A 25,450-nucleotide genomic window follows, 5' to 3' on the forward strand; every position below is an offset into this window, starting at 1 on the left:
CTTAAGGCAGTTTCAAGCGGTTGGCGATCAATTGCTCGACCACCGACGGATCGGCCAGGGTCGAGGTGTCGCCCAAATCGTGAAATTCGTTGGCGGCAATCTTGCGCAAAATCCGGCGCATGATTTTACCGGAGCGAGTCTTCGGCAGGCTGGGCGCCCACTGAATCAGATCGGGCAGGGCGATGGCACTGATTTCCTCTCTGACCAAATCTTTCAACTCGCCTTTCAGGCTGCTGCTGCCTTCGACGCCGACGTTTAACGTGACATAGGCATAGATGCCCTGGCCTTTGATCGGATGCGGAAAGCCGACCACGGCCGCTTCGGCCACCAGATCGTGCAGCACCAGGGCGCTTTCGATTTCGGCAGTTCCCAAGCGGTGGCCGCATACGTTCAACACGTCGTCGATGCGACCGGTGATCCAGTAGTAGCCATCCTGGTCGCGGCGGGCGCCGTCGCCGGCAAAATAATAGCCGGGGAATTTGCTGAAGTAGGTATCGACGAAACGTTGGTGATCGCCATAGACCGTCCGCGCCTGGCCCGGCCAGGGCTGAGTCAACACCAGAATGCCTTCGGCTTCTCCTTCCAGTTCATGACCGTCCTGGTCGAGAATGGCCGGCTGTACGCCGAAAAATGGCAAAGTGGCCGAGCCCGGCTTCAAGGTTGTGGCGCCGGGCAGCGGCGTGATCAGGATGCCGCCGGTTTCGGTTTGCCACCAAGTATCAACCAACGGACAGCGCTTGTTGCCGACTACGTGGTAATACCATTCCCAGGCTTCCGGGTTGATCGGCTCCCCGACGCTGCCCAGAATACGCAACGAAGTGCGTTGGGTACGGTTGACGAATTCGTCGCCCTGCGCCATCAGCGCGCGGATCGCGGTCGGTGCAGTGTAAAAAATATTGACCTGATGTTTGTCGATGACTTGCCAGAACCGGTCCGGATGAGGATGGGTCGGTACGCCTTCAAACATCAGTGTGGTGGCGCCGTTGCACAACGGCCCGTATAGCACGTAGGAATGGCCGGTGATCCAGCCGATATCGGCGGTACACCAATAGATTTCGCCTTCCTGGTAATCGAACACGTATTTGTGGGTCATTGCCGCATACAGCAAGTAACCGCCGGTACTGTGCAACACGCCCTTCGGTTGGCCGGTCGAGCCGGAAGTGTACAAAATGAACAAGGGGTCTTCCGCGTCCATCATTTCCGCCGGGCAAGTGGCAGCAGCAGTTGCCATTTCGGTGTGGTAACAGATATCGCGCCGATCGTGCCAGGGAATGTCGTGGCCGGTATGTTTGATGACGATGACTTTACTCAAATTCGGGCACTGATCCGCAGCTTTGTCGACATTCAGCTTGGAATGGACGATTTTGCCGCCGCGGAAACTTTCGTCAGCGCAGATCAGTATCCGGCAATCGGCGTCGATCACCCGATCGCGCAAGGCATCGGCCGAAAAGCCGCCGAAGACGATGGAATGGACCGCGCCGATCCTGGCACAGGCCAGAATCACCACCGCCGCTTCGGCGATCATCGGCAAGTAGATGCAGACTCGGTCGCCCTTGCCGACGCCGTGATTTTTCAGGACATTGGCGAATTTACAGACCTGTTCGTACAGCTCTCGATAAGTCAGCGTGCGGCTGTCGGCCGGATCGTCGCCTTCCCAAATAATCGCGACCTGATCGGCGCGGTGCGGCAAATGGCGGTCCAGACAGTTGACGGTGACATTCAATTTGCCGCCGACGAACCATGCAATCTCGCCTTTGGGGTAGTCGTATTGCAGCACTGTGTGCCAAGGTGTTTGCCAGTCCAGAAACCGCTCGGCTTGTTCTGCCCAAAAAACCTCCGGTTGTTCGACCGATTGCCGATATAGCTGTTGGTATGCCGCTGCATCGATATGCGCGTTGGCCGCGACTTCGGGGGGTACCGGATAGGTTTTTTGATCTGACATGTTTTACTCCTTGTGCTAAGTCTGGTTACTGGGCGGCGAGTCCAGGCTGACGCTGCGGACGCCGCGTAAAGGCTCCGGCGACCAGTGAGCAACGGCCCAGTCTAATATTGCCGGAATTTCGGCCTGTTTCAGCGTTGGCGGCGGATTTTGGCCGAGTAAGCTTAACAGCATGAACAAGGTTTGGCGCGGCGATGTTGCGGTCACTGCTTCGGCTCGGGTTTGTTTGCTGAGTTTTTGCCCGGCACGATCGACGATGACCGGCACATGCAGGTAGTTCGGTTCCGGGAAGCCGAGCAGTTTTTGCAAGTATATTTGTTTCGGTGTGGACTCGAGTAAGTCGCAGCCGCGGACGATGTGCGTGATAGCTTGGCGCTGGTCGTCCACCACGACAGCCAACTGGTAGGCGACGATGCCGTCCTTGCGCAGCACGACAAAGTCGCCGTGTTGCTCAGCGATATTCTCGCGGATAGCGCCTTGCAAACCGTCGCAAAATTCGACGCATACCGGCATTGCTTTGACTCGCAATGCTGCCGGATGATCGGCTTGCTGCGGCCTTAACCGACAGTGGCCGGGGTAAATCGGCCCGGCCGCGGCTAACGAACTCCGGCTACAACTACAGGGATACAAAGAATCTTGCTGCCGCAATTCGGCCAGCGCTTGTTGGTATTGGCTTAAATGCCGGCTTTGATAATCGGCCTCTTTGTCCCAATGCAGCCCGAATGCCGCCAGACAATCTAAAATCCGCTCCGCCGCGCCGGGCATGTTGCGCGGAGTGTCGGCGTCGTCGATACGCAGCAGCCATAAGCCGTTTTGGTGGCGGGCATCGAGATAGCTGGCCAGCGCGGTGTAAAGGGAGCCAAGATGAAGCGGGCCGGTAGGCGAGGGCGCAAACCGGCCGATATAGGGGTGAGGTGGGGCTGGTTCTAGCCTAATTGCTTTTCCCTGATTTCGTCCAGTGTCTTGCAATCGATGCACAAGGTTGCGGTCGGTCTGGCTTCCAGGCGGCGGATGCCGATTTCGATACCGCAGGTTTCGCAGTAGCCGTAATTGCCGGACTCGATTTCTTTCAGCGCTTCATCGATTTTTTTGATTAATTTGCGCTCGCGGTCGCGGGTGCGCAGTTCAAGACTGAATTCGGATTCTTGCGTGGCGCGATCGTTAGGATCCGGAAAGTTTGCCGCTTCGTCCTGCATGTGGTGAACCGTCCGGTCCACCTCTATCATCAGTTCGGATTTCCATTTGTTCAAGATGGCGGAAAAGTGTTTTAACTGCGCTTCGTTCATGTACTCTTCGCCTTCTTTTTCCTCATAAGGCTTAAAAGTAAATTCCGCTGCTGCAGGGTTAGAATTGTTCATCCAATGACTCCTGGCGGTCTAAAAAATCGGGGCTTTTTATCAGAATAGCCGGGGGCAAGCAAGAAGTTTGTTATCATGCCAAAGCTTTACCTCTACCCGGATACTGGATTATGAAACAGCACGTCGCCGACAGGATGCGCGGTATCAGTTCGTTTTATGTGATGGAATTATTACAGCGCGCCAAGGAACTGGAGCGGCAGGGCCGGGATATCATTCACATGGAAATCGGCGAACCGGATTTTGCCAGCCCGCCGTTGGTGCTGGAGGCCGGTAACCGTTTTCTGAGCAAAGGCGAAGTCAAATACACCGCTGCAGCCGGCTTGCCCGAATTGCGCGCTGCAGTGGCCGATTTTTACCGTACCCAGTACGGCGTCGATCTGGACCCGCGCCGGGTATTCATAACGCCTGGCGCGTCCGGCGCTTTCCTGTTGGCATTTGCCACCAGCCTGAATCCTGGCGATAAACTGCTGATGGCCGATCCCTGTTATCCGTGCAACGATAATTTTGTCAGGCTGTTCGACGCAAGCACGCATTTCGTGCCGGTCGGAGCCGAAACCGGCTACCAGTTGAACGCTGAGCTGATTCAGCGCCACTGGCAGCCGCAATGCAAAGGTGCACTGATTGCCTCGCCGTCCAATCCTACCGGCACCCTGATCAGCCATGCCGATTTGCAAGCTGCGGTGGCGGAAGTCAGGGCGTTGGACGGATGTTTTTATTCCGATGAGATTTATCATGGCTTGGTATATGACGCTGCCGCTGAAACCGCCTTGCGGTTTAGCGACGAAGTCTTTGTCATCAACAGTTTTTCCAAGTTTTTCGGGATGACCGGCTGGCGGGTGGGCTGGCTGATAGTGCCGGAGAATTTCATCGACGCGGTGGAAAAGTTGGCGCAAAATATTTTTATCGCCACGCCGACTCACTCGCAATATGCGGCGCTGGCGTCCTTCAGCCCGGAGAACATGGACGAATTGCGCCGACGGCGCGACGAGTTTGCGGCGCGGCGCGACTTTCTTTACGATAACCTGCTGAGTTTGGGGTTTAAAATTGCCTGTAAGCCGCAAGGGGCTTTTTACATTTACGCCGATTGCAGCGAGTTTTGCAGCGACAGTTTCGATTTTGCCAGAGGTCTATTGGAAACCGAGGGCGTAGCCGTAACCCCCGGCAAAGATTTCGGCGAACATCTGGCCAATCGCCATATTCGGTTTGCATATACCGCCTCAATCGATAGAATGGCCGCCGCTCTCACCAGACTGGAACGATTCATATGCCGATAAGCCAATATACGCCCGAACAACTTCGCCAGCGTTTGCAGGAAGAAGCGCCGCCGCTGTTGCTCGACGTGCGCGAGCCGCACGAGTTTGCCTATGCCAAAATTGCCGGTAGCGTATTGATTCCATTGCAGCAAATCCCGCAACGGCTGGACGAGATACCGACCGACCGGGATATCGTGGCAATTTGCCACCATGGCATGCGTAGCCAACAAGCGTGTAATTATCTGCAACATGCCGGCTTTGAACGTTTGATCAATTTACGCGGCGGTATCGATGCTTGGTCGCTAGTCTGCGACTCTTCGGTTCCTCGTTATTAATAAATAATAAATCTATGTTTTTAAAAGAATTCTATGCAATTCAGGATGGCTGTGTCGCGATTAGCGCTGCCCAAGCCAGTATGTTCGCCAAAGAAGTCGCGCACGACTTCAATCCGCTGCACGATGAAGACGCCAAGCGTTTTTGCGTACCGGGCGATTTGCTGTTTTCCCTGGTGTTGGAAAAATACGGTTTGAGCAGCAATATGCATTTCACGTTTTCCGGAATGGTCGGCCACGGGGTGCTGCTTAACTTTCCCGACACCGATGCGGAACAGATCGATGTTACCGATAATCAGGGTAAAACTTACCTGCAAATCCAGCGTTCCGGCAGCCTGACCCGCGATCCGGAGCTAATTGAAACTCTGATTCGGGATTATGTGGCGTTTTCCGGGCAGAACTTCCCGTACGTGTTGGTGCCGTTATTGGCCAAGGAACAAGTGATGTTCAACATAGACCGGCCGTTGGTCATATACGAGAGCATGACCTTGAATTTAAGCCGGCTGGATTTTGCCAAGCCCAAGCTGGAAATGCTGGAGCCGACAATGGAAGTCAACGGTAAGCGGGCTACCGCTTACTTGCATTTTCAAATCCAAGCGAATGGCGAAGTGGTTGGTTCCGGATTCAAGAAGCTGGCAGTCAGCGGCCTGCGCGATTACGAAGCCGAACCGATGCAAGCCTTCGTCGACGACTATCTGGCCCGTAAACACGGCTATCTAGGCGAATTGGCCACGGCGAACGCTTAAGCTGGGCTGTGGCGAGCCGGATTGCGGATATTCCGGTTCGGCTTCGCCATCACAAATCGAGCGAGAACGGTTCCACCAACACCCAATCGCCGCGTTTAACGCCATCGCATTCGGCGGACAGCACGATAAAACAGTTGGCCACGCTGGCCACCTTAAGTTGATGCGAGTCTTGGGTGCCGGCGGCCGTCACCGCGAATTCGCCGTTGTCCAATTGCCGCAGCACGCCGCGTTGGTATTCGCTGCGGCCCGGCACTTTTCGCAGATCGCTGTCGCTACGGGCGCTTATCTGCAGCGTCTTGGCGGGGCTGGCGCCGAGAAGCCGATCAAGACCGGGTTTTACGAATTTGTTATAAGTGACCAGCACCGCTATCGGATTGCCGGGCAGACCGAAAAACCAGCAATCTCTTATCTTGCCGAATGCCAAGGGCTTGCCGGGTTTGATCGCGAGTTTCCAAAAATGCACTTGCCCGCATTTCTCCAGAATCTGTTTGACGTAGTCGGCGTCGCCTACCGACGCGCCGCCGGTCGAAATCAGCGCGTCGTGTTGCGCCGCCGCTTGAACCAGCATGGCTTCCAAGGCGACCGGATCGTCTTTTACCACCCCCAAATCGTTCGCAATGAAGTTTGGGTCTTCGAGCAAGGCCGCCAGCAAATAGCGGTTACTATCGTAGATTTGGCCGATAGCCAATGCAGAACCGAGCGGCGCCAGCTCGTCGCCGGTGGAAAAATAACCGATTCGCAAACGGCTTTTGACTTCGACGGTACTGATGCCAGCCGCCGCCAGCAAACTAATGTCGCGCGGACTGAGCTTTTTCGGCGCCGCGATCAGCCTCTCTTGACGCTTAAAATCGCTGCCGGCTGATCGAATGTTTTTTTGAAACAAACACGGCGCGGGCAAGTAGACGCGGTCCGCTTCGACACGCGTTTGTTCTTGGGCCACGACGCTGTCGGCCGTTTCCGGCACCACCGCGCCGGTAAATATGCGCACGCACTCGCCATGAGCCAGCGAACCCGTAAAAGGTTTGCCGGCCCAGGCAGTGCCGACTACGCGCAGGCTGAATTCGGCGTCTCCGCAGAGTCCGGCGGCGGCAAAGGCGTAGCCGTCCATCGCCGCATTCGGCTGCGGCGGCATGTCGATTGAAGCGAACACGTCCGTGGCCAGGATTCGGCCCAATGCGCTACTCAACTCGACCGACTCTATGGTGGCAATCGGGGCAAGGGTTTGTTGAATCCGCGACAGCGCTTGCTCGGCGGACAGAAGGGTGTTTTGTGGGGGGAAGCAGATATCGTTCACTGAGAGCGGCTCAAAAATTGGTACAGAATAAAGTCGGCGATGGAATCGGTGTCGTTCAGATCCAACCAAGGGCAATCCGGTGGCGTCGCTAGCGGCGAGTCGCTGGCTACGGCGATGATCCAAGGGTCGCTCGGTTGGAGTAAGGGTTTGCCCAGGGTTGGCCGGTGCAGTTCAATTTTTGGAAACGCCTCGTGTCGGAATCCCTCGACCAAAATCAGATCCAGCTCGACACCCGATAATGAGGCCAGTTGATCAGTCAGCTTTACCTCATCTTGCGGGAGTTCCTCGACGATGGCTCGGCGGTATTTCGAAACTAGCAGCACCGGATTTGCGCCGGATTTGCGCAGCTCGTAGCTATCTTTACCGGGTTTGTCGATTTCGAAATCATGGTGGCTGTGTTTGATTAGGCCGATTTGTAGCGACTTTGCCTTCAGCAACGGAATCAATTTGGTCAACAGCGTGGTTTTGCCGGTGCCACTGTAGGCCGCAAAGCCCAAAACCGGGGGTGCACAATGGGTCATTAGAAAAAACGTCGTTAATCCAAGCCGAGGTATTCTAAGTTATTATGCAAACCGGTGTTAAGAAAGGGCCCGTCGAGAATGGTAAGGATCGGAATAGTTTTGGTGCTGATAATTGGCGTTTTAGCCTATCGCTGGTACATCACAACGCCGTCGCAGGCAGCCAGGCGTCAATTCCGTCGTATTCTTTGGGTTTCGGCGGTTTGCATAGTGGCTGTGCTGTTGTTGACTGGAAGGTTGAACGGTTTGGTGGCTCTGATAGGCGTACTGTTGGCGTTTATGGTCAGAGCAATTCCGTTCATCCTAAATTATGCGCCGCAGTTGCACAGAGTCTGGCGGCTGTTCCAGGATAGGTCGGATGTCGGCCAAGACCATTCGCGGCCTAAGTCCGCAACGGATATGACCCGGGAGCAGGCGTTGCAAATTCTCGGTTTGCAGCCCGACGCCACCGAGGCCGAAATTGTCAACGCTCATCGCATTTTGATATCCCGCATGCATCCCGATCGGGGCGGATCGGATTATTTGGCCGCACAAATCAACCAGGCCAAGAAAACGCTGTTGGGCCGGTAACGGCAAGTCGACGATAGTCCGTGCGGCGGTCATTTCGAGGCAATTGCCATTGCTGTCGCGGCGTACATTTTTTACGAAAACTGCTAGTCTTAAGCGCTTGAAAATGCCGATGAGGCCGACATTGGAAGACGATATCACTACAGAACTGCGCGTACTGGAGAGTCATTTAGACGGCATGTTAAGTCGCGTGCAGCATAACAGCCTGACGTTGAAACGCCTGCAAAGCTTTGAAATGCGACTATTGGCGATGAATACTTTGGCGGAGATGATTGAATTCATTTTGGCCGAAACCAAAATTCTGTTCGGTCTGGATGTCGTCAATTTGTGGTTGGTCGATCCGAAGAACGAAATCGCGGCCTATTTGGACAGTGACCATTACGATTACCGGCGGCGCGAGGGCTTGCTGTTACTGAATCAGGAGGCTCCGCTGCATACCGGCTTTATCGGCAGCAAACAGCCGGTGCTTGGCAGTTACCGCGATCACGACTGCGAGCGTTTCTTTCCGGCAGCGCAGCCTAAAAAACCGGCATCGGTTGTGATCGCCCCCTTGGTGCGCCGCGATAAATACCTCGGTTCCTTGAATTTAGGTAGTTACCGTACCGACCGTTTTGTGCAGGGCATGGCTACGGATTTCATCGAGCATATTGCGTCGGTGATCAGTATCTGTCTGGAAAACAACCTGAACGTGGAGACCATACGCCGCACCAGCCTGATCGATCCGTTAACCGGCGTCAATAACCGGCGTTTTTTGGAGCAGCGGATCGAAGAAGAACTGGACCGCAGCCAGCGTACTCGTGATCCGCTATCCTGTCTGTTTATGGATATCGATTATTTTAAGCGCATCAACGACGGCTACGGCCATCAGGCCGGCGATCACGTGTTGGCTGCCGTGGCGACGGTGATCAAAAAACAATTGCGTAACAACGATGTGTTGGCCCGATACGGCGGCGAGGAGTTCGTGGCGCTGTTATCGCAAAGCGATAACAAACATACGGTCGAGATTGCTGAGCGGATTCGCGGCAGTATCGCCGATTTGCGGATCACCTTTGCCGAGCAAACCATACCGGTGACGATTTCGCTGGGTGCCGCTACTTACCAACCGGCTTTCGCCCTGAAAAAGCCGGTAGCCGAGATTGCGTTGCAATTGATCCAGACCGCCGATGCCGCGCTCTACGAGGCCAAGCGCAACGGCCGCAACCGGGTCGAAAACGGCGGTCTGGTGCTAAGGATGGATGCGGCTTAGTGGTAGCCGTTCGGATTCTGGCTTTGCCAGCGCCAGGTATCGGCAATCATTTGGGTTAAATCGCGCTCCGCTGTCCAACCCAATTTCTGTGCGGCCAGACTCGGATCGGCATAGCAGGCGGCGACGTCGCCGGCCCGGCGCGGCGCGATTTTGTATGGTACGTCCTGTCCGGTGACCTGGATAAAGGTGTTGACCATCTGCAAGACGCTGTAACCGTTACCCGTGCCCAGATTGACGGCATCGCAGACCGGGGCGTCTGCCGGCTGGCTCAGCAGGTATTGCAAGGCTTTGATGTGGCCTTGGGCCAGATCGACCACGTGGATGTAATCCCTCACGCCGGTGCCGTCCACGGTGGGATAGTCGTCGCCGAATATCGAGAGCATCGGCAATTTGCCGATCGCAACCTGAGACAAGTAGGGCATCAGATTATTCGGGATGCCGTTCGGGTCCTCGCCGATCAGGCCGCTACTGTGGGCGCCAATCGGGTTGAAGTAACGCAGGATGGCGGTTTGCCAGGGGGCGGTTGTTTGGTTCAAGCCATCCGCCGCGCTGGCGTCGCGCAAAATTTCCTCGATGAACAGTTTGGTGCGGCCGTAGGGATTGGTCGCTTGCAGCGGAAAACTCTCCAAAATAGGCACCGTGTGCGGGTCGCCGTAAACGGTCGCGGACGAGCTGAACACCAGCCGTTTGACGCCGGCTGCCGCCATCGTTTCCAGCAAGACCTGGGTGCCGTAAATGTTGTTGCGGTAGTAGCTGAGTGGTTGCTGGCAGGATTCGCCGACCGCTTTCAAGCCGGCAAAATGCACGACGGCGTCGACACTGTGGTTGTGGAAGATGCGGCCAAGGGCCGCGGCGTCGGTAATATCGGCTTGGTAAAACACCGGCGCCTTGCCGGTGATGGTTTCGATGCGGCGGAGCGCCTCGACTTTACTGTTGCTGAGATTGTCGACGATAACGATATCGAAACCGTTATTCAGCAATTCCACACAGGTATGGCTACCGATGTAGCCGGTACCGCCCGTCACTAGGATGGTTTGAGCCATATTTCCGTTCCCTGTTTAGCGTTCGAGTATGTCCAGTCCCGGCTCGTCGGAGACGACGCGGGCCAGGGTTGAATTCGGATCGCGACGCAGGCCGGCAAAGTCGAACAAGCCGGTATCGAGCATTTGCGACGGGGCGATGTTTTGCAAGCCGGCGAAGATGGTTTCGATCCGGCCGGGGAATTGTTTGTCCCAAGCGTTCAACATCTGCTTCATCGCCTTGCGTTGCAAATTCTCCTGCGATCCGCACAGATTGCAGGGAATGATCGGAAACTGCTTGAAGGCAGCAAAGCGGTTGATGTCCTTTTCGCGGCAATAGGCCAGCGGCCGGATCACGATATTCTGTTTATCGTCGCTGAGCAGTTTCGGCGGCATTGCTTTCAGTTTGCCGGCGTAGAACAGGTTCAGAAAAAAGGTCTCGATGATGTCGTCGCGGTGGTGGCCCAACGCGATTTTGGTGATTTTGTGTTCCCTGGCGAAGCCGTACAGCGTACCGCGCCGTAGCCGCGAGCATAGGCTGCAGGTGGTCTGGCCTTCCGGAATGATGCGCTTGACGATGCTGTAAGTATCGTGTTCGATGATGTGGAACGGTACGCCGATCGATGTCAGGTATTCCGGCAACACGTGTTCGGGAAAGCCGGGCTGTTTCTGGTCCAAATTCACGGCGATGATTTCGAAATTCACCGGCGCGGTTTTCTGCAAATTCAGCAGAATGTCCAGCATGGTGTACGAATCCTTGCCGCCGGATAGACAAACCATGACCTTGTCGTCCGGTTCGATCATATTGTAATCGGCGATGGCCTCGCCGACGCTGCGCCTCAGGCGCTTTTGCAGTTTGTTGAACTGGGTACGGGATTTTTGGCTGGGATCGGACATGGTGGGAAGAGAGGCGGCCTGGCTAAAGGTGCAGACCGCTTGGCAGTTAACCGTTGTAACGTTGGAAGATCAGCGTGGCGTTGGTGCCGCCGAAACCGAAGCTGTTTGACATCACCGTATTCAAGGTCACGTTGTCCTGATATTCGCGGACGATGGGGATGCCGGCGGCACCGGGGTCGAGTTGGCTGATGTTGGCCGACGCGCTCAAGAAGTTTTCTTCCATCATCAGCAGCGAATAAATCGCTTCGTTGACGCCGGCAGCACCGAGGGCGTGGCCGGTCAGGGATTTGGTCGAGCTGACTCTGGGCACCGTATCGGCGCCGAATACCGCGCGCATCGCTTCCAATTCGCGGGTATCGCCGACCGGCGTACTGGTGCCGTGGGCGTTGATGTAGTCGATCGGGTCGTTTACGGTCGCCAGCGCCATTTGCATGCAACGTACCGCGCCTTCGCCGGAGGGTTGCACCATGTCGTAACCGTCCGAGGTGGCGCCGTAGCCGACCAGCTCGGCATAGATTTTGGCGCCGCGGGCCTTGGCGTGCTCGAGCTCCTCGATCACCAAAACGCCGCCGCCGCCGGAGATCACGAAACCGTCGCGGGTCTCGTCGTAAGGGCGAGACGCGGTATCAGGGCTGTCGTTATATTTGGACGACAAGGCGCCCATGGCGTCGAACATGACCGACATGGTCCAGTGCAGTTCTTCGCCGCCGCCGGCAAATACGATATCCTGCTTGCCGAGTTGGATCAGTTCCTGGGCGTGGCCGATACAGTGGGCGCTGGTCGCGCAAGCCGAACTGATCGAATAGTTGACGCCCCTGATTTTGAACGGTGTGGCCAGGCAGGCGGTGTTGGTGCTGGACATGGCCCGCGTCACCATATACGGCCCGACTTTCTTGACGCCTTTGGAGCGCAGAATGTCGGCGGAATCGACCAGATTGGAGGTCGACGGCCCGCCGGAACCCATTACCAGGCCGGTGCGGATATTGGAAATATCGCTTTCGTCCAGGCCGGAATCGGCAATGGCCTGTTCCATTGCCAAGTAATTGAAGGCGGCACCGTCGCCCATGAAACGTTTGATCTTGCGGTCTATCGCTTCGTCCAGATCGATGTTAACCGGGCCGTGGACGTGGCTTCTGAAGCCCAGCTCCTGGTAAACCGGGGCGTGCACGATGCCGGAACGGCCGCTCCGTAGCGAAGCGACGACTTCGTTCCGGTTATTACCGATGCTGGAAACGATCCCCAAGCCTGTTACAACCGCGCGTCTCATGTTGGTTTCCTTAGAAATCCTGAGTGGAAGTAAATAAGCCGACCCGTAAATCGGTGGCTTCGTAGATTTGTTTGCCGTCTACTTCCATGACTGCATCGGCGATACCCATCACCAGTTTGCGCATGATCACGCGCTTCAAGTCGATTTTATAGGTGACTTTTTTAGCGGTCGGCAGCACCTGGCCGGTGAATTTCACCTCGCCGCAACCCAGAGCTCGGCCTTTGCCGGGACCGCCGAGCCAGCACAAGTAAAAACCGATCAATTGCCACATGGCATCCAGCCCCAGACAGCCGGGCATGACCGGGTCTCCCTGAAAATGGCAGGCAAAAAACCACAAGTCGGGATTGATATCCAGTTCGGCAATAATCTCGCCCTTGCCGTATTTACCGCCTTCATCGGAAATATGGACGATGCGGTCCATCATCAGCATATTGGGAAGCGGTAACTGCGCGTTTTCCGGACCGTAAAGCTCGCCCCGGCCGGACATCAACAACTCTTCGCGCGTGAAACTGTTCTGCTTCTCCATCCAATAATTACCTGATTCGTGGGTTCAAAAACATCCACCATTATCCAATAATCGGCTTAAAAAATCAGCTCAATTTTTATCCCGGCATCACCTCGCGCAGCAAGTCGTCAAGCTTCAATGAGTCGCGTTGCAAGCGTTGCTGGTAAATCAAAGCGTACATCAGGACCGACGCGACGTAGCCGCGGGTTTCTTTGTACGGTATGTTTTCGATCCAGATATCGGCCGGTAGCGCTTGGCTTCCGGGCAGCCAACGCTTAATTTTGTTGGCGCCGGCGTTGTAGGCCGCGGCAGCTAAAGCGTAGTGGCCGCCGAACTGGTGCAACAGTTTCTTGAAATAAAATGCGCCGTACTTTAGGTTTAGTTCCGGACGAAACAGACTGTCGTCGTCGCCCCAGCTGTCGTGCAGATCGGCAGCGATTTGCCGGCCGGTTTGCGGCATCACTTGCATCAAACCTTTGGCGCCGGCGGGCGAATCGGCCTGACTGTCGAAGGCGCTTTCCTGACGAATCAAACCGTAGATGATGGCGGGATCCAACTGCCTTTCCTGCGCGATTTGCCCGATTTCCCGACTGTATTCCAGCGGAAAGCGCAACTCGACGTCATCCCAATGATTGGCTTTGGCGACGGTAGCGATGGCTAAAGCCGGCGCACGCCAGCGTTGTGCCAGTTTAGCCGCAACCGGCAATAGGTTAGGTTCCAATTTGGCAACGGCGAACTGCCATTGGCGCCTGGCTTCTGCCGGCCGATTCAATACCAGCAGTTCGTTTGCCGCCTGAAAATCGGCTCGGTTGCTTAGCGCTTGCAACTCGGATTCGGCAACTTGTAACGGTCGGTGCGCCAAGTCGATCGCTTGGCCGGATTTAGCGGCGGCCATAAATCCGTAAAAGCTGCGATTTTTCGCCAACTCTACGAATTGGCGGTTAGCGGCTTCGCCTTGGCCGACTGCCGCCAAAGCCCGCGCCTGCCAATAACGCCACTTGTCCCGATTTTTCTCTTCGCTGTTCAAGCGGGCGATGGCGGTGAGCACGTTCGGCCAATCCTGGCTATTCAATGCCGCCCGCACCCGCCATTCCCGGCTCGATTCGTCGTCGGTTTCCAAACGCGACAAGCGCGGATAGGCTTGGGCATCGTGTTTCAATGCCAAGGCCAGGGCCAGTTGTCTTTCGATAAAGGCGGCGCGATCCGGCGCGATGGGCTGCTGCGCTTTTTCCTGATCCCAATATCGTGCCGCCGCTCCAGGATCGCGCTCCAGCCAACGCTCGACGGCATGGCCCAGCATTTCCGGTGCATCTGCCGGTTGATTGCGCCAACCGGTTTCGGTCTGTATGGCTTCCGGTTGCCGATGTAGTTTCAACCAAAGTTCGGCGCGCGGCAGTTCATCAGCGGCCAGGAAACGGGCGAGATACTCGGCCAGCGCCGGATTATCGCGTTTCAAGGCGGCATGGAAACGTTGCCAGACTAGATCGTGATTAAAGTAAGGCGATGCTTGGTAGGCCGCGAACAGGCCGTCACAGTTGTTCGGTTGCGATTTACCGCTCAGCCAAAGTGCGCGGGCGAGAACGAACGCCTCGGGTGTTTGGCCGGTTTCGACGTAGGCCAGGCCGGCGTAACATTGCAAAGCACTGTCGTCGCTGGCTTGGTAATATCTTAAAAAGTCCGGCCAACGTTTTTGTTCGCCAAGGTAAGCCAACCATTTCGGCTTGAGCAAGCCGGCATAGCGGCTGGACCCGTTTTCTGTCAGGAACGCGCGTATCTCATCGTCGGCGGACAAACGGCTTTTCAACCATTGGTATTGCAAATACGGATACAACGGGTAAGTTTTCAAAGTGGCGGCGAGCTGACGGTAGTCGGATTCGCGGTGCGCTGAGATAGCTTGTTCCGCTTGCAGAAAACGTTGGCGCAGATCGCCGATTTCGGAATCTCCGGCCGTCGCCCACGCCGGCAATAGGCTGACGATTGCGGCGAGCATCAGATTTTTGATTAACGACATGGCACTTCCCCGATAATCGGACCATTCGGCCCGGCAAGCTGTTTTGCCGCGGCCATCGGACCATTATAATGGCTAAACTCAATAGAATTCGTTTACAGACGTTGAAAATCAATCAAGCTGCAAGCCACACTGAATACTCCTGGCGTTACATTTACGGTATTGCTCTCCAACACAAAAAGCAATTGTTGGCCGGACATATGATGGCGATCCTGGCGACAGTGGCCAGCGTGCCGGTGCCGCTGTTGATGCCTTTGCTGGTAGATGAAGTACTGTTACACCATCCCGGTGTCGTGTTGGCGACGCTTAATCCCTGGTTGCCGGCGGAATGGCATACGCCTGTGGTCTATATCGGCGCGATTTTATTGGCGAGCTTGTTGTTGCGACTATTCGCATTGGCCTTGAATATCAGTCAGACCCGACAGTTTTCTAACATCGCCAAGGATGTGGTGTTTCGAATCCGGGCCAGCCTGGTGGCGCATTTGCAGCGTATCTCGATGTCGGAATACGAAAGTCTGGGCAGCGGTACCGTCAGTTCGCACATGGTGACCGATCTGGATACTCTGGACAACTTCATCGGCTCCACGATCAGCAAGTTGCTGGTCGCGGTGTTGACGGTATTCGGTACTGCACTGATCTTGTTATGGATGCATTGGCAATTGGGCCTGTTCATCATCTTCCTTAACCCCTTGGTGATTTACCTGGCCAAGGCGGTCGGCTCCCGGGTCAAGGAGTTGAAAGCCAACGAAAACAAAGCTTACGCAATCTTCCAGCAGGCCTTGAGCGAAACGTTGGAAGCGATACATCAGATCCGTGCCAGTAACCGCGAGGAGCATTACTGTCGGCAATTGGTCAACAGCGCGCTGGCCGTGAAAAACCATTCCACGATCTACGCCTGGAAAAGCGATGCGACGGTACGGCTGAGTTTCCTGACCTTTTTGTTCGGTTTCGATATTTTCCGCGCCACTGCGATGCTGATGGTGCTGTATTCCAACCTCACTATCGGCGAAATGTTGGCGGTGTTCGGTTATTTGTGGTTCATGATGGCGCCGGTCCAGGAAATTTTGAGCATCCAGCAATCGTTTTATGCCGCCAAAGCCGCTTTGACGCGGGTAAATCAGCTGGCCAGACTAGAACGCGAGCCTTACTATCCGCATTTGGCCAATCCGTTCCAGGGCAAGAAAACGGTTTCGGTCAGCGTCAAGGACTTGCATTTCAGTTACAAGGACGAGCCGGTGCTGAACGGCATCAATTTGTCGATCCGGGCCGGGGAAAAGATAGCACTGGTCGGCGCCAGCGGCGGCGGCAAATCGACATTGGCGCAAACCCTGATCGGGCTCTATCCGCCGGGTAGCGGCATGATTTATTTCGACGGTGTGCCGCTGGACCGCATCGGGCTGGACGTGGTGCGCGAACACGTGGCGACGGTACTGCAGCATCCGGCACTGCTGAACGATACCATTCGCGCCAATCTGACCCTGGGCCGAGATATCGCCGACGCGGCTTTGTGGCAGGCGCTGGAAATCGCTCAGTTAAAACACGTCGTTAAAGACTTGCCGGCCGGATTGGATACGGTGGTCGGCCGCCAAGGCATGCGTTTGTCCGGCGGCCAACGCCAGCGCATGGCGATCGCGCGGATGATCGTCAGCCAACCGGCGGTCGTGATTCTGGACGAAGCCACCTCGGCATTGGACAGCGAAACCGAGTACAAGCTGCACCGGGCCTTAAACGGATTTTTGGCAGGACGCACCACCATCATCATCGCCCATCGTTTGAGCGCGGTGAAACAGGCCGACCACGTCTACGTGTTCGAACAGGGCCAAATTTGCGAGCAAGGCAAGCACGAAGTGCTGATTCAGCAGAACGGCTTATACGCCAAACTTTACGGCGACTACCAATGAGCGATCCGATTTACGACTTACACTGCCATTCGACCGCGTCGGACGGTGCCTTGCCGCCGGCCGAACTGGTCGGCCGTGCCAAACTACAAGGTGTCGACGTCCTGGCACTGACCGACCACGACACTGTGGCCGGTTTGGCCGAAGCCCGCCAAGCGGCACAGGATTGCGGCATGCGGCTGATTCAAGGTATCGAATTGTCGGCCGGCTTTGAGAGCCATTGCCTGCATATCGTCGGTCTGAATATCGATCCGACTAACGGCCAGTTGTTGGAAGGAATTGGTCGGCAGCAGATCACGCGCGAGGATCGGGCGCAAAAAATCGCCCAAAAGTTGGTCAAGAAAGGCATTCCGGACGCTTATCCGGAACTGCGCGCCGCGGCCGGCAACGGCGAAATCACCCGGCTGCATTTCGCCGATTTCCTGGTCAAGCACGGTTATGTCGCGACTCAGCAGGATGCTTTCGACCGTTATTTGAGTAAAGGCAAACCCGGCTACGTGCCGACTGCTTGGGCGCCGTTGGCCGAATGCGTGGCTTGGATCAGGCAGGCCGGCGGGGTGGCGGTGCTGGCGCATCCCTTACGCTACAAGCTCAGCACGAAATGGTTGGACAAGGCCCTGGGCCAGTTCAAGGCCGCAGGCGGGCAGGGGATCGAGGTGGTTACCGGCAGGGCCAGCATCGACGACATTCGCTTAAGTTACGGCTTTGCGCTCAAACACCAGTTGTATGCTTCGCAAGGCTCGGATTTTCACGCGCCGGGTAACCAGTACCTGGAATTGGGCCGGTTGGCGGCGATGCCGGCTGGCGCCAATCCGGTTTGGGATTTGTTCTGACGATACAGCTTAGTCGGCGTCGAACAGGGCGCCGAACTCGTCCGGCGGCAACGGTTGATTCCAATAAAAACCTTGGGCTTTATGGCAACCGAGCTGGTGTAAACGTTCCGCTTGTTCTTGAGTCTCGACGCCTTCGGCCAGCGTCAACAAGCCCAACGTGTCTCCGAGTTGTACGATGGCCTCGACAATCGCCGCGTCTTCGGCCTTGCCGGAGTTTAAATCCTGGATGAAGGATTGATCGATCTTCAGTTTGTTGACCGCGAAACGCTTTAGATAACTGAGCGAGGAATAGCCGGTGCCGAAGTCGTCAATTGCAAAGCTGACCCCCAGTGCTCTCAGGTCGGCAATATTCTGAATGACCGTCGCGGTGTCGTACATCAACACCGATTCGGTCAGTTCCAATTCCAAATATTCCGGCTCCAGGCCCGACTCGGCTAAGGCGGAGCGTACCGATTCCAGTAGATTACCGCGTTTGAATTGCAGCGCAGAAATATTCACCGTCACTAACAATTCGTAACCGGCATCACGCCAAATCCGGTTCTGCCGGCAGGCTTCCCGCAATACCCAGTCGCCGATCGGTACGATCAGGCCATTGTCTTCCGCAATCGGAATGAACTTGGCCGGCGGAATCATCGGGCCGCTGGCCGGTTGCCAGCGCAACAAGGCTTCGGCGCCGATGATTTTGTTATCGCGAATCGAATATTGGGGCTGATAGTGCAGGCGGAATTCGTTTTGTTTCAATGCCGCACGCAGGCCGTTCTCGATATTCATACGCTCGATAGAGGCCAGGTTCATGTCGTGGGAAAAGAAACGGAAAGTATTGCGGCCTTCGTTTTTGGCCGCGTACATCGCGGTGTCGGCTTTGTTCAACAGGCCGTGGAAACTCAAACCGTCGTTGGGATAGAGGCTGATACCGATGCTGAATGAGGTGCACACCGTGATGCCCTCGATTTGAAACGGCTGGTTTAACTGATCGAGAATTTTCAGCGAGATTTGGGCGATGGTGTCCACCTCCGGAATGTCGGTCAGAATGATGATGAATTCGTCCCCGCCTTGGCGGCACACCGTATCCACTTCGCGGACGCATTGGCACAGGCGTTCGGCAATGCCCTGCAACAGACGGTCGCCGACGTCGTGACCCATCGTGTCGTTGATGTTCTTGAAATGATCCAGGTCCAGAAATAGCAGGCCAACCAGCGTGTTATTGCGTAAAGCATGAGCCATGGCTTGGTCGAAACGGTCGCGCAGCAAAGTCCGGTTCGGCAGGTTGGTCAGCGGGTCGTGCCGGGCCAAATATTCAATCTGGGCTTCAGCGGCTTTGCGGGCCGTGATGTCCGAGAAAATGCCGATGTAGTGGCTGACCGCACCGTAAGTATCGCCTATTGTCGAGATACCGAGCCAGGCCGGATAGGGTTCGCCATTTTTACGGGTGTCCCATATTTCGCCTTGCCAATAGCCGTTATCCTTCAATGCTTGGCGGATACGGCGGAAATGGCCGCTGTCGTTGTGTTCGGAATCGAGCATCGCCGGCTTTTTGCCGAACACTTCCTCAGCCCGGTAACCGGTAATATTGGTGTAGGCTTGGTTGCTGGAGACGATAGTGAGGTCCGGCGCGCATAAAAATATGGCTTCCCCGCTGTTTTCAAACACCTTGGCGAGCAATTTCAAGCGTTCGGCGGCGATTTTACTCTCAGTGATGTCCGCGTGGGTGCCAAGCATTCGCAGCGGTCGGCCGTCGGCGTCGCGTTCGACAATACTGCCGATCGACTGAATCCATTTCCAACTGCCGTCGGCGCAACGCACACGATATTCGAGCCGGTACTCGCCGAGAGCGCCGCCGATATAGGCTCGATAGCGCTCCAGCGTTGCCTGACGGTCGTCGGGATGCAGCCTTTCGGCCCAGGCGTCGAAATCGGGCGAAAAAGCGGTCGCCTCGTAACCAAGCATTGCCGAATATTCGCGATTGACAACGGTTGCGCCAGTCTGCGGATTCAAGTCAAAAAAGCCGAGTTTGGCGGCCTGCATCGACAAACGCAGGCGTTCTTCGCTATCGCTGAGTGCTTGTTGGGTCCGACGAATTTCGGTGATATCGTGGGCCAGGCCGTTGACTGCAATCACCCGGTCCTGGTCGTCGAAAATGGGGGTGGCGTTTAGGCTTAGCAACCGGCTGCCGCCGTTTCGGCAGCGCAATTCCAACTCGTAATTGGGCGGCTTGATACCGTTCAAACAGGCTTGAGTATGGGCGCGGGCAGCTTGGTTGAGCGGATTTTCCGTCGCCAAAGCAAAACAATCGCCCAATAACCGGTCGGCCGGATAACCGAGAATCTGTTCTACCGATGGCCCCAGGTAACTGAACTCACCTTGCGGATTCAAAGAGAACAGAAAATATTCGGAACTCAGACTTTCGACCAGCTCGCGGAAGCGCTGCTCGCTGTGTCGCAACAGGTTTTGCTGCTCCAACAAGTTTTGCGTCGTGCGATGGGCGCGCAATACGTACTCGATCCGGTGCGGCAACAGAGGCCATTGCACCGGTTTGCCGATAAAATCGGTGGCGCCCAGCTCGAAGGCTTCGTTGACCGCGTGAGTGTCTTCGATAGCCGTCATCATGACGATAGGCGTGTTACATTGCGGCAGCGACCGGATTTGCCGTAGACAGGCGAAGCCATCCAGTTCCGGCATCATCACGTCCAATAACACCAGATCCGGCTGTTCCTGGTAAAACAAGCGCAAGCCTTCGCGCCCGTTTTCGGCTTCCACGGTTTGGTACTGGTTGGCGCGTAATACTTGGCCCACCAACAATCTGACCATGGCGTCGTCGTCGACAATCAGAATTTTGGGATCGATGGTCACGGCGAAATCGGGTCAACGACGGATTGGCTATCGAACACTCTGGCAAACTCGGCGAATTCGGCAGCCGGCATCGGCCGCTGGAACAGAAACCCTTGTACGATGTCGCAGCCATTGTCCAGCAAAAAGTTAGCCTGATCCTGGTTTTCTACGCCCTCGGCAACCACTTCCAAGGACAAGGCCTCGGCCAGTGCCAAAATCGCCGAGGTAATCGCCATGTCGTCTTCGTTGTGCGGCAAGTCGCGAACGAAACTGTGGTCCACCTTCAACTCCGATATCGGCAGTTTTTTCAGGTAGGACAACGACGAATAGCCGGTGCCGAAATCGTCGATGCTGATCCTGACACCCAAAGCCTGCAACTCGCGTAGCGTAACCAACGCCTCTTCGACATTGTGCAGCAGAATGGTTTCGGTCAATTCCAGTTTCAAATAGCGCGGCTCCAGGCCGATTTGCGCCAATACCTCGCGGACATGGCCGCAGAATCCGCGTTGGCGGAATTGGTTGGCGGAGACGTTGACGGACATCACCAATTCTGGGCAAGCGCCTTGCCGTCGCCAACTCAGCACCTGACGACAGGCGTTCTCCAGAACCCAATTGCTGATCTGTGCAATCAGACCGGAATCTTCGGCGATCGGGATGAATTGTGACGGACCGATCAAGCCCAATTCCGGGTGGCGCCAACGAATCAAGGCTTCGCAACCGACCACCCGATGGCGACGAATGTCGATTTTTGCCTGGTAATACAGTTCCAGTTCGTCGCGTTCGATGGCTCGGCGCAGGCTGTTTTCCATCGCCAGTTTATGGAAGGCAGCGACATTCAGCGATTTGCTGAAGAACTGGTAGTTGTTGTGGCCGTATTCGCCGGCGTGGTTCATTGCAAATTCGCCGTTTTTGATGAAACTATCTTCATCCATGCCATCGCCGGGGTATACGGCAATGCCGATATTGATGCCTAAAAACAGCTCGGTGGCCTCGACCGGAAACGATTGCTGCATGATATGAAAAATCCGCTTGGCGACTTTGACGCTGTCGCGGGCGTCTTGTACCCGGTTCAACAAAACGGTAAACGTGCTGCCGCCTAGCCGGGATACCGTCATATCCGCCAGATCGACGTCCGAATTGGCCGAGACGTAATCGCATTCCCTGACTTCGGCGACCAAGCGATCGGCGAACATTTTCAGCACGTGGTCGCCGATTTTAGGCCCCAAGGTTTCATTGATGCGCTTGAAGCGGGCGATACTGATGAACAAGGTCGAAAGCGCGGTGCCGTAACGGTCGCAAGCAGCCATGGCCTGGCCCAAAATTTCTTTGAATAGCGTGCGGTTGGGCAGTCCGGTCAATGGGTCGTAATAGGATAAAAACCGCACCCGCTCTTCGATGTGGCGTCGTTCGGTAATATCCTGAATCGCGCCGCGGATATGCTCCACCGCATCGTGCTCGACAATTGGTTCGCCCTGAATGTGAAGTACCCGGCTGCTGCCGTCGCGATGCGTCACCGGCAATTCGATGCGGAAACTCAGCTTGTTCTTCAGGCACAAGTCTATGGCCTGCTGCAATTTGGCGGCTTCCGAAGCGTCCACGCGGTTGAGCAGATCCAGCATTTTGAAAGAATGACGCGGCGGATCGATGTCCAGAATATTGAAAATCTCATCCGAACATTGCAGTGTGTCGCTGCTAACCTGCCAATCCCAACTGCCGAGTTGGGCAATTTTTTGCGCTTTGCGTAATTCCGACTCGCTCTTGGCCAACGCCGACATGGTGGCTACAGAGCGTAGCAGATAGCGCAACCGGTGCGGCAAGGTCGGCCAATTGATCGGTTTGGCGATAAAATCGGTGGCACCCAATTCGAATGCGTGGTTCACCGATTCCAGATCGTCCACGCCGGTCAGCATCACGATCGGCAATATCGCGTTGCCCGGCATTTGGCGAATGGCTTGCAAGCAATCGAAGCCGTTCAGATCGGGCAGCATCACGTCCAGCAGCACCAGATCGGGTTTCCGGCTGGTACAAAACTCCAGCCCTTGCCGGCCGCTACCGGCACAGACCACGTCGAAGCCTTCGCGCTGCAAGATATCCTGTAACATCAGACGCACCATGTCGTCATCGTCGATGGCCAGGATCAGATTGGTTGCGTGTGGTCGTTGCATCTACGAAGCGGTGGCGGGAAGTTGTTGCACGATAGTTTTATAGGCGGTTTGCAAAGATTCGGCAATACGACTATCGAACTCAAGCGTGTTATCGCGGGCGGCATGTTCTACATTGCGGGCCAATTCCGCCAGATGATTCGCCCCGATATTCGCCGCGGTCGATTTCAGGCTATGCGCCGCTTGCCGTACCTCCGCACTCTGTTGATGCTCGATCGCAAACGCGATCGCGCTGATTTGCTGCGCGGCATTTTCCCGAAACAGCCTTAACACCTCAGCCACTAATTGGTCGCCACCAATTTGGCGTAGCGAGCGCAATTCAGCAGAATCGAATTCGGCCTGTTGGCCGCGGTCGATGATGTCGGCAACTGCGGCGGATACCGCCGAAACCAGGTTCGGGCGGGTGTCGCCGATTAACGCGCGGATTTTGTCATGCAAGGTTTTTTGCAAAAACGGTTTACTCAAATAGTCGTCCATACCGACCCGCAGACATTTTTCACGGTCGCCCTCCATCGCATTGGCGGTCAGGGCGATAATCGGCGTCCGCTTGATAGCCTTTGTCCGTTCCAGTTCGCGGATCCGCTGGGTCGCGGTGTAGCCGTCCATGACCGGCATCATGCAATCCATCAAGATTAAATCGGCCGGTTCGGTTTGGAACAAGTTCAACACTTCCTGGCCGTTGCTGGCACAAATCAGGGTGTAACCCAATTGCCGCAGCATGGCGCTGCAGATTTTCTGGTTCACCGGATTATCTTCCGCCAGCAGGATACGCACGCTGGCAGCAGGCGTAGCCGGTTTGGCGTCGACCGCGACGTCCGCCGGTAGCAAGCGCAACAGGGTATCTTGCAAGGTACGGCGGTAAACCGGTTTCGGTAAATGCACGTCGCAACCGCAGCAGCGGATTTCGGCCATCTCGGTTTCGTCGGCACTGGATGAAATAATCACGATGCGTAACCCGGCAAAACGAGCGTCGGCGCGGATACGTCTAGCCAGTTCGGTACCGCTGATGCCGTCCATTCTCATATCCAGCAATGCAACATCGAAACTCTGTCCGGATTGCGCTCTTTGATCCAAAATTTCCAGGGCGTGGCCGCCGTTTTTAGCAACCCGGAAATGCATGCCGAATTCGGCCAGATGATTTTCCAGGATTCTGGCGTTAGTGGCGTTGTCTTCAACGACCAGCACGTGCTTTCCGGTTAGATTGCCCTGCGCGGCAGTTTTGACCGGCAACGGCGCCAGCGCTTCGCGCAACGGCAAGTAAACGCTGAAAACCGAGCCGACCTGGGGTTGGCTCTCCACCCGGATCGTGCCGCCCATCAACTCGCAGAGCTCCTTGCTGATGACCAGGCCCAAACCGGTGCCGCCGTATTTGCGGGTGGTGGAGCCGTCGGCTTGGCTGAAGGCCTGAAACAACCGGGATAAGGCCTCCGGATTCATGCCGATGCCAGTATCGCTGATCTTGAACTCCAGGCACAGGCCGCTGCCCGACGTGCACAGCGTCGATTCCCGGTTGCGAACCTGTAGTTTGACTTCGCCGGCCTCGGTGAACTTGACGGCATTCGACAACAGATTGGTCAGGATTTGCCGCAAACGGTAAGGGTCGCCGCGGACTTCTTTCGGCGTTGCCGGGTCGATTTCGCACAACAACCGAATGTTTTTGCTACTGGCCCGCTCGAAGAACAAGGCACCGAGCTGGTCGACCAAATTGCTCAAGCTGAAATCGGTTTCCTCCAGTTCCAGTTTGCCGGCCTCGATTTTGGAGAAATCCAGAATGTCGTTAATGATGGTCAACAGCGAATCCGCAGAGCTGAACACGGTCTCTGCATATTGGCGCTGGGTCGGTTTCAATTCGGAACCAAGCAATAGTTCGGTCATACCCAGGACGCCATTCATCGGCGTGCGGATTTCATGGCTCATCGTCGCCAGAAATTGGGATTTGGCGATACTTGCGGCCTGCGCATCGATAACGGCCTGGCGCAGGTCGGCAGTACGCAGGTCGACTTCCCGCTCCAGGCAACCGCGCTGGTTTTCCAACTCGGCGTCGCGTTGTTGAATGCGTTCGATCATTTGGTTGAAGCTTTTGACTAATTGGCCGATTTCGTCCCGGCTTTCGCCTTGAGCCCGCACCATGTAATTGTTATCGACCGATACCTGTCTGGCCAGTTGCGACAATCGGGTCAGCGGTGCGGCGATGGAGGCGGCCAGACGCCGGCCGAACCAGGCGGCAAACATAAAGGCGACGAGCATCGAGAGCAGAATTTGCCCCAAGTTGATGCCGACCGAGCGCCACAGCGGACGTAAATCGATCATTATCCTCAGGTAGCCGACCACTTCCCCATTATCGTCCGGCAAGGGGTTCAGCGTTATCAGATTCAGCAACCGCATCCTTTGGCCGATCTGTTGTTCCTGGGCTTTTAACAGATTCGGCGGAAAGCTGTGCTGTAAAGCCTGTGTCGGATAGTGGGCGAAAATCTCGCCGTCGCGGCCGTAAAGTTGCGCGGACAGAATTTCCGGTTTGCCGCGTAAGGTGGCGAGTATGTCGGAACCGGTTTTGGCATCGCCGAACAATAGGGCGGCCCCGGCGCTGAATCCGATCATCTTGCCTAACGAGCGGATTTCGTTGAGCATTTCGTTTTTTTCCTGCCAAACCTGGGTAACGCTGACGATCGCCAAGGTCAATGCCAACGCCAACGCCAAGGTAACTGCCTGCAAACGCTGCAGTTTATAGGTCATCGGCAAGTCGACCAGCTTATCCCGGATCATGACGATATCGGCTCCA

Annotated in this window: 20 protein-coding genes; 7 read left to right on the top strand and 13 right to left on the bottom strand. The window is 55.9% G+C overall.

Features of this window, described 5'->3' with window-relative positions; genetic code table 11:
* Position 1: 1 nt before the first annotated feature.
* Genes acs through dksA form a run of 3 tightly spaced genes read right to left on the bottom strand, consistent with a single transcriptional unit; the run spans position 2 to position 3,297 of the window.
* On the bottom strand, positions 2 to 1,942 hold the full coding sequence (acs, locus tag C2U68_RS04250) for an acetate--CoA ligase (protein WP_140911265.1): 1,941 nt from the start codon (positions 1,940 to 1,942) through the stop codon (positions 2 to 4).
* 15 nt (positions 1,943 to 1,957) lie between these two features.
* The gene (gene gluQRS / locus C2U68_RS04255) at positions 1,958 to 2,917 is read right to left on the bottom strand and encodes a tRNA glutamyl-Q(34) synthetase GluQRS (protein ID WP_313901398.1); all 960 of its coding nucleotides are present in this window, start codon (positions 2,915 to 2,917) and stop codon (positions 1,958 to 1,960) included.
* The gene (gene dksA / locus C2U68_RS04260; protein WP_140911266.1) at positions 2,866 to 3,297 is read right to left on the bottom strand and encodes an RNA polymerase-binding protein DksA; all 432 of its coding nucleotides are present in this window, start codon (positions 3,295 to 3,297) and stop codon (positions 2,866 to 2,868) included. Before dksA ends, gluQRS begins: the two co-directional genes overlap by 52 nt.
* 110 nt (positions 3,298 to 3,407) lie before the next feature.
* On the opposite strand from dksA, the gene C2U68_RS04265 reads away from it, so the two are divergent.
* Genes C2U68_RS04265 through C2U68_RS04275 form a run of 3 tightly spaced genes read left to right on the top strand, consistent with a single transcriptional unit; the run spans position 3,408 to position 5,628 of the window.
* The gene (locus tag C2U68_RS04265; RefSeq protein WP_140911267.1) at positions 3,408 to 4,571 is read left to right on the top strand and encodes a pyridoxal phosphate-dependent aminotransferase; all 1,164 of its coding nucleotides are present in this window, start codon (positions 3,408 to 3,410) and stop codon (positions 4,569 to 4,571) included.
* Positions 4,562 to 4,885: a rhodanese-like domain-containing protein gene (locus tag C2U68_RS04270; protein WP_140911268.1), complete on the top strand. Its 324-nt coding sequence runs from the start codon at positions 4,562 to 4,564 to the stop codon at positions 4,883 to 4,885. The genes C2U68_RS04265 and C2U68_RS04270 overlap by 10 nt, the downstream gene beginning before the upstream one ends.
* A gap of 14 nt (positions 4,886 to 4,899) precedes the next feature.
* Positions 4,900 to 5,628 (top strand): DUF3581 domain-containing protein, encoded by a 729-nt coding sequence (locus C2U68_RS04275; protein ID WP_140911269.1) that lies wholly within the window; start codon positions 4,900 to 4,902, stop codon positions 5,626 to 5,628.
* Between the two features lie 49 nt (positions 5,629 to 5,677).
* Here the strand turns inward: C2U68_RS04275 and glp are convergent, their stop codons facing one another.
* Positions 5,678 to 6,922, bottom strand: a complete 1,245-nt coding sequence (gene glp / locus C2U68_RS04280) for a gephyrin-like molybdotransferase Glp (RefSeq protein ID WP_140911270.1) — start codon at positions 6,920 to 6,922, stop codon at positions 5,678 to 5,680.
* Positions 6,919 to 7,443 carry a molybdopterin-guanine dinucleotide biosynthesis protein B gene (gene mobB, locus C2U68_RS04285; protein WP_140911271.1) on the bottom strand — a complete coding sequence of 175 codons (525 nt, stop codon included), beginning with the start codon at positions 7,441 to 7,443 and terminating at the stop codon, positions 6,919 to 6,921. The genes glp and mobB overlap by 4 nt, the downstream gene beginning before the upstream one ends.
* 207 nt (positions 7,444 to 7,650) lie before the next feature.
* On the opposite strand from mobB, the gene C2U68_RS04290 reads away from it, so the two are divergent.
* Positions 7,651 to 8,010 carry a molecular chaperone DnaJ gene (locus C2U68_RS04290; RefSeq protein ID WP_260839212.1) on the top strand — a complete coding sequence of 120 codons (360 nt, stop codon included), beginning with the start codon at positions 7,651 to 7,653 and terminating at the stop codon, positions 8,008 to 8,010.
* Between the two features lie 109 nt (positions 8,011 to 8,119).
* A complete protein-coding gene (locus tag C2U68_RS04295) occupies positions 8,120 to 9,253 on the top strand; it encodes a sensor domain-containing diguanylate cyclase (protein ID WP_140911273.1) in 1,134 nt (377 codons plus the stop codon).
* Here C2U68_RS04295 and galE read toward each other — a convergent pair.
* From galE to C2U68_RS04320, 5 genes are all read right to left on the bottom strand, one after another.
* Positions 9,250 to 10,296 (bottom strand): UDP-glucose 4-epimerase GalE, encoded by a 1,047-nt coding sequence (gene galE / locus C2U68_RS04300; RefSeq protein WP_140911274.1) that lies wholly within the window; start codon positions 10,294 to 10,296, stop codon positions 9,250 to 9,252. The genes C2U68_RS04295 and galE overlap by 4 nt on opposite strands.
* A 15-nt stretch (positions 10,297 to 10,311) precedes the next feature.
* On the bottom strand, positions 10,312 to 11,169 hold the full coding sequence (ttcA, locus tag C2U68_RS04305; protein WP_140911275.1) for a tRNA 2-thiocytidine(32) synthetase TtcA: 858 nt from the start codon (positions 11,167 to 11,169) through the stop codon (positions 10,312 to 10,314).
* A gap of 46 nt (positions 11,170 to 11,215) precedes the next feature.
* Positions 11,216 to 12,436: a beta-ketoacyl-ACP synthase I gene (gene fabB, locus C2U68_RS04310; protein WP_140911276.1), complete on the bottom strand. Its 1,221-nt coding sequence runs from the start codon at positions 12,434 to 12,436 to the stop codon at positions 11,216 to 11,218.
* Positions 12,437 to 12,446: 10 nt separating this feature from the next.
* Entirely contained in the window at positions 12,447 to 12,962 is a 516-nt protein-coding gene (gene fabA / locus C2U68_RS04315) for a 3-hydroxyacyl-[acyl-carrier-protein] dehydratase FabA (RefSeq protein ID WP_140911277.1), read from the bottom strand.
* Positions 12,963 to 13,038: 76 nt separating this feature from the next.
* Entirely contained in the window at positions 13,039 to 14,952 is a 1,914-nt protein-coding gene (locus C2U68_RS04320; protein ID WP_140911278.1) for a transglycosylase SLT domain-containing protein, read from the bottom strand.
* Between the two features lie 68 nt (positions 14,953 to 15,020).
* Here C2U68_RS04320 and C2U68_RS04325 point away from each other — a divergent pair, with 68 nt between their 5' ends.
* Together C2U68_RS04325 and C2U68_RS04330 are read left to right on the top strand one after the other, a co-directional pair.
* Complete coding sequence (locus C2U68_RS04325; RefSeq protein ID WP_140911279.1) at positions 15,021 to 16,850, top strand: ABC transporter ATP-binding protein; 1,830 nt, start codon at positions 15,021 to 15,023, stop codon at positions 16,848 to 16,850.
* On the top strand, positions 16,847 to 17,680 hold the full coding sequence (locus C2U68_RS04330) for a PHP domain-containing protein (RefSeq protein WP_140911280.1): 834 nt from the start codon (positions 16,847 to 16,849) through the stop codon (positions 17,678 to 17,680). Before C2U68_RS04325 ends, C2U68_RS04330 begins: the two co-directional genes overlap by 4 nt.
* Before the next feature lie 9 nt (positions 17,681 to 17,689).
* Here C2U68_RS04330 and C2U68_RS04335 read toward each other — a convergent pair whose 3' ends face one another.
* From C2U68_RS04335 to C2U68_RS04345, 3 genes are read right to left on the bottom strand one after another with little or no spacing between them, the layout of a single operon-like run.
* The gene (locus tag C2U68_RS04335) at positions 17,690 to 20,530 is read right to left on the bottom strand and encodes an EAL domain-containing protein (protein WP_140911281.1); all 2,841 of its coding nucleotides are present in this window, start codon (positions 20,528 to 20,530) and stop codon (positions 17,690 to 17,692) included.
* On the bottom strand, positions 20,527 to 22,674 hold the full coding sequence (locus C2U68_RS04340) for an EAL domain-containing protein (protein ID WP_140911282.1): 2,148 nt from the start codon (positions 22,672 to 22,674) through the stop codon (positions 20,527 to 20,529). The genes C2U68_RS04335 and C2U68_RS04340 overlap by 4 nt, the downstream gene beginning before the upstream one ends.
* On the bottom strand, positions 22,675 to 25,434 hold the full coding sequence (locus C2U68_RS04345) for a response regulator (protein ID WP_140911283.1): 2,760 nt from the start codon (positions 25,432 to 25,434) through the stop codon (positions 22,675 to 22,677).
* Between the last annotated feature and the right edge of the window lie 16 nt (positions 25,435 to 25,450).

The organism is Methylomonas koyamae (assembly GCF_006483455.1).
Classification (GTDB): domain Bacteria; phylum Pseudomonadota; class Gammaproteobacteria; order Methylococcales; family Methylomonadaceae; genus Methylomonas; species Methylomonas koyamae_B.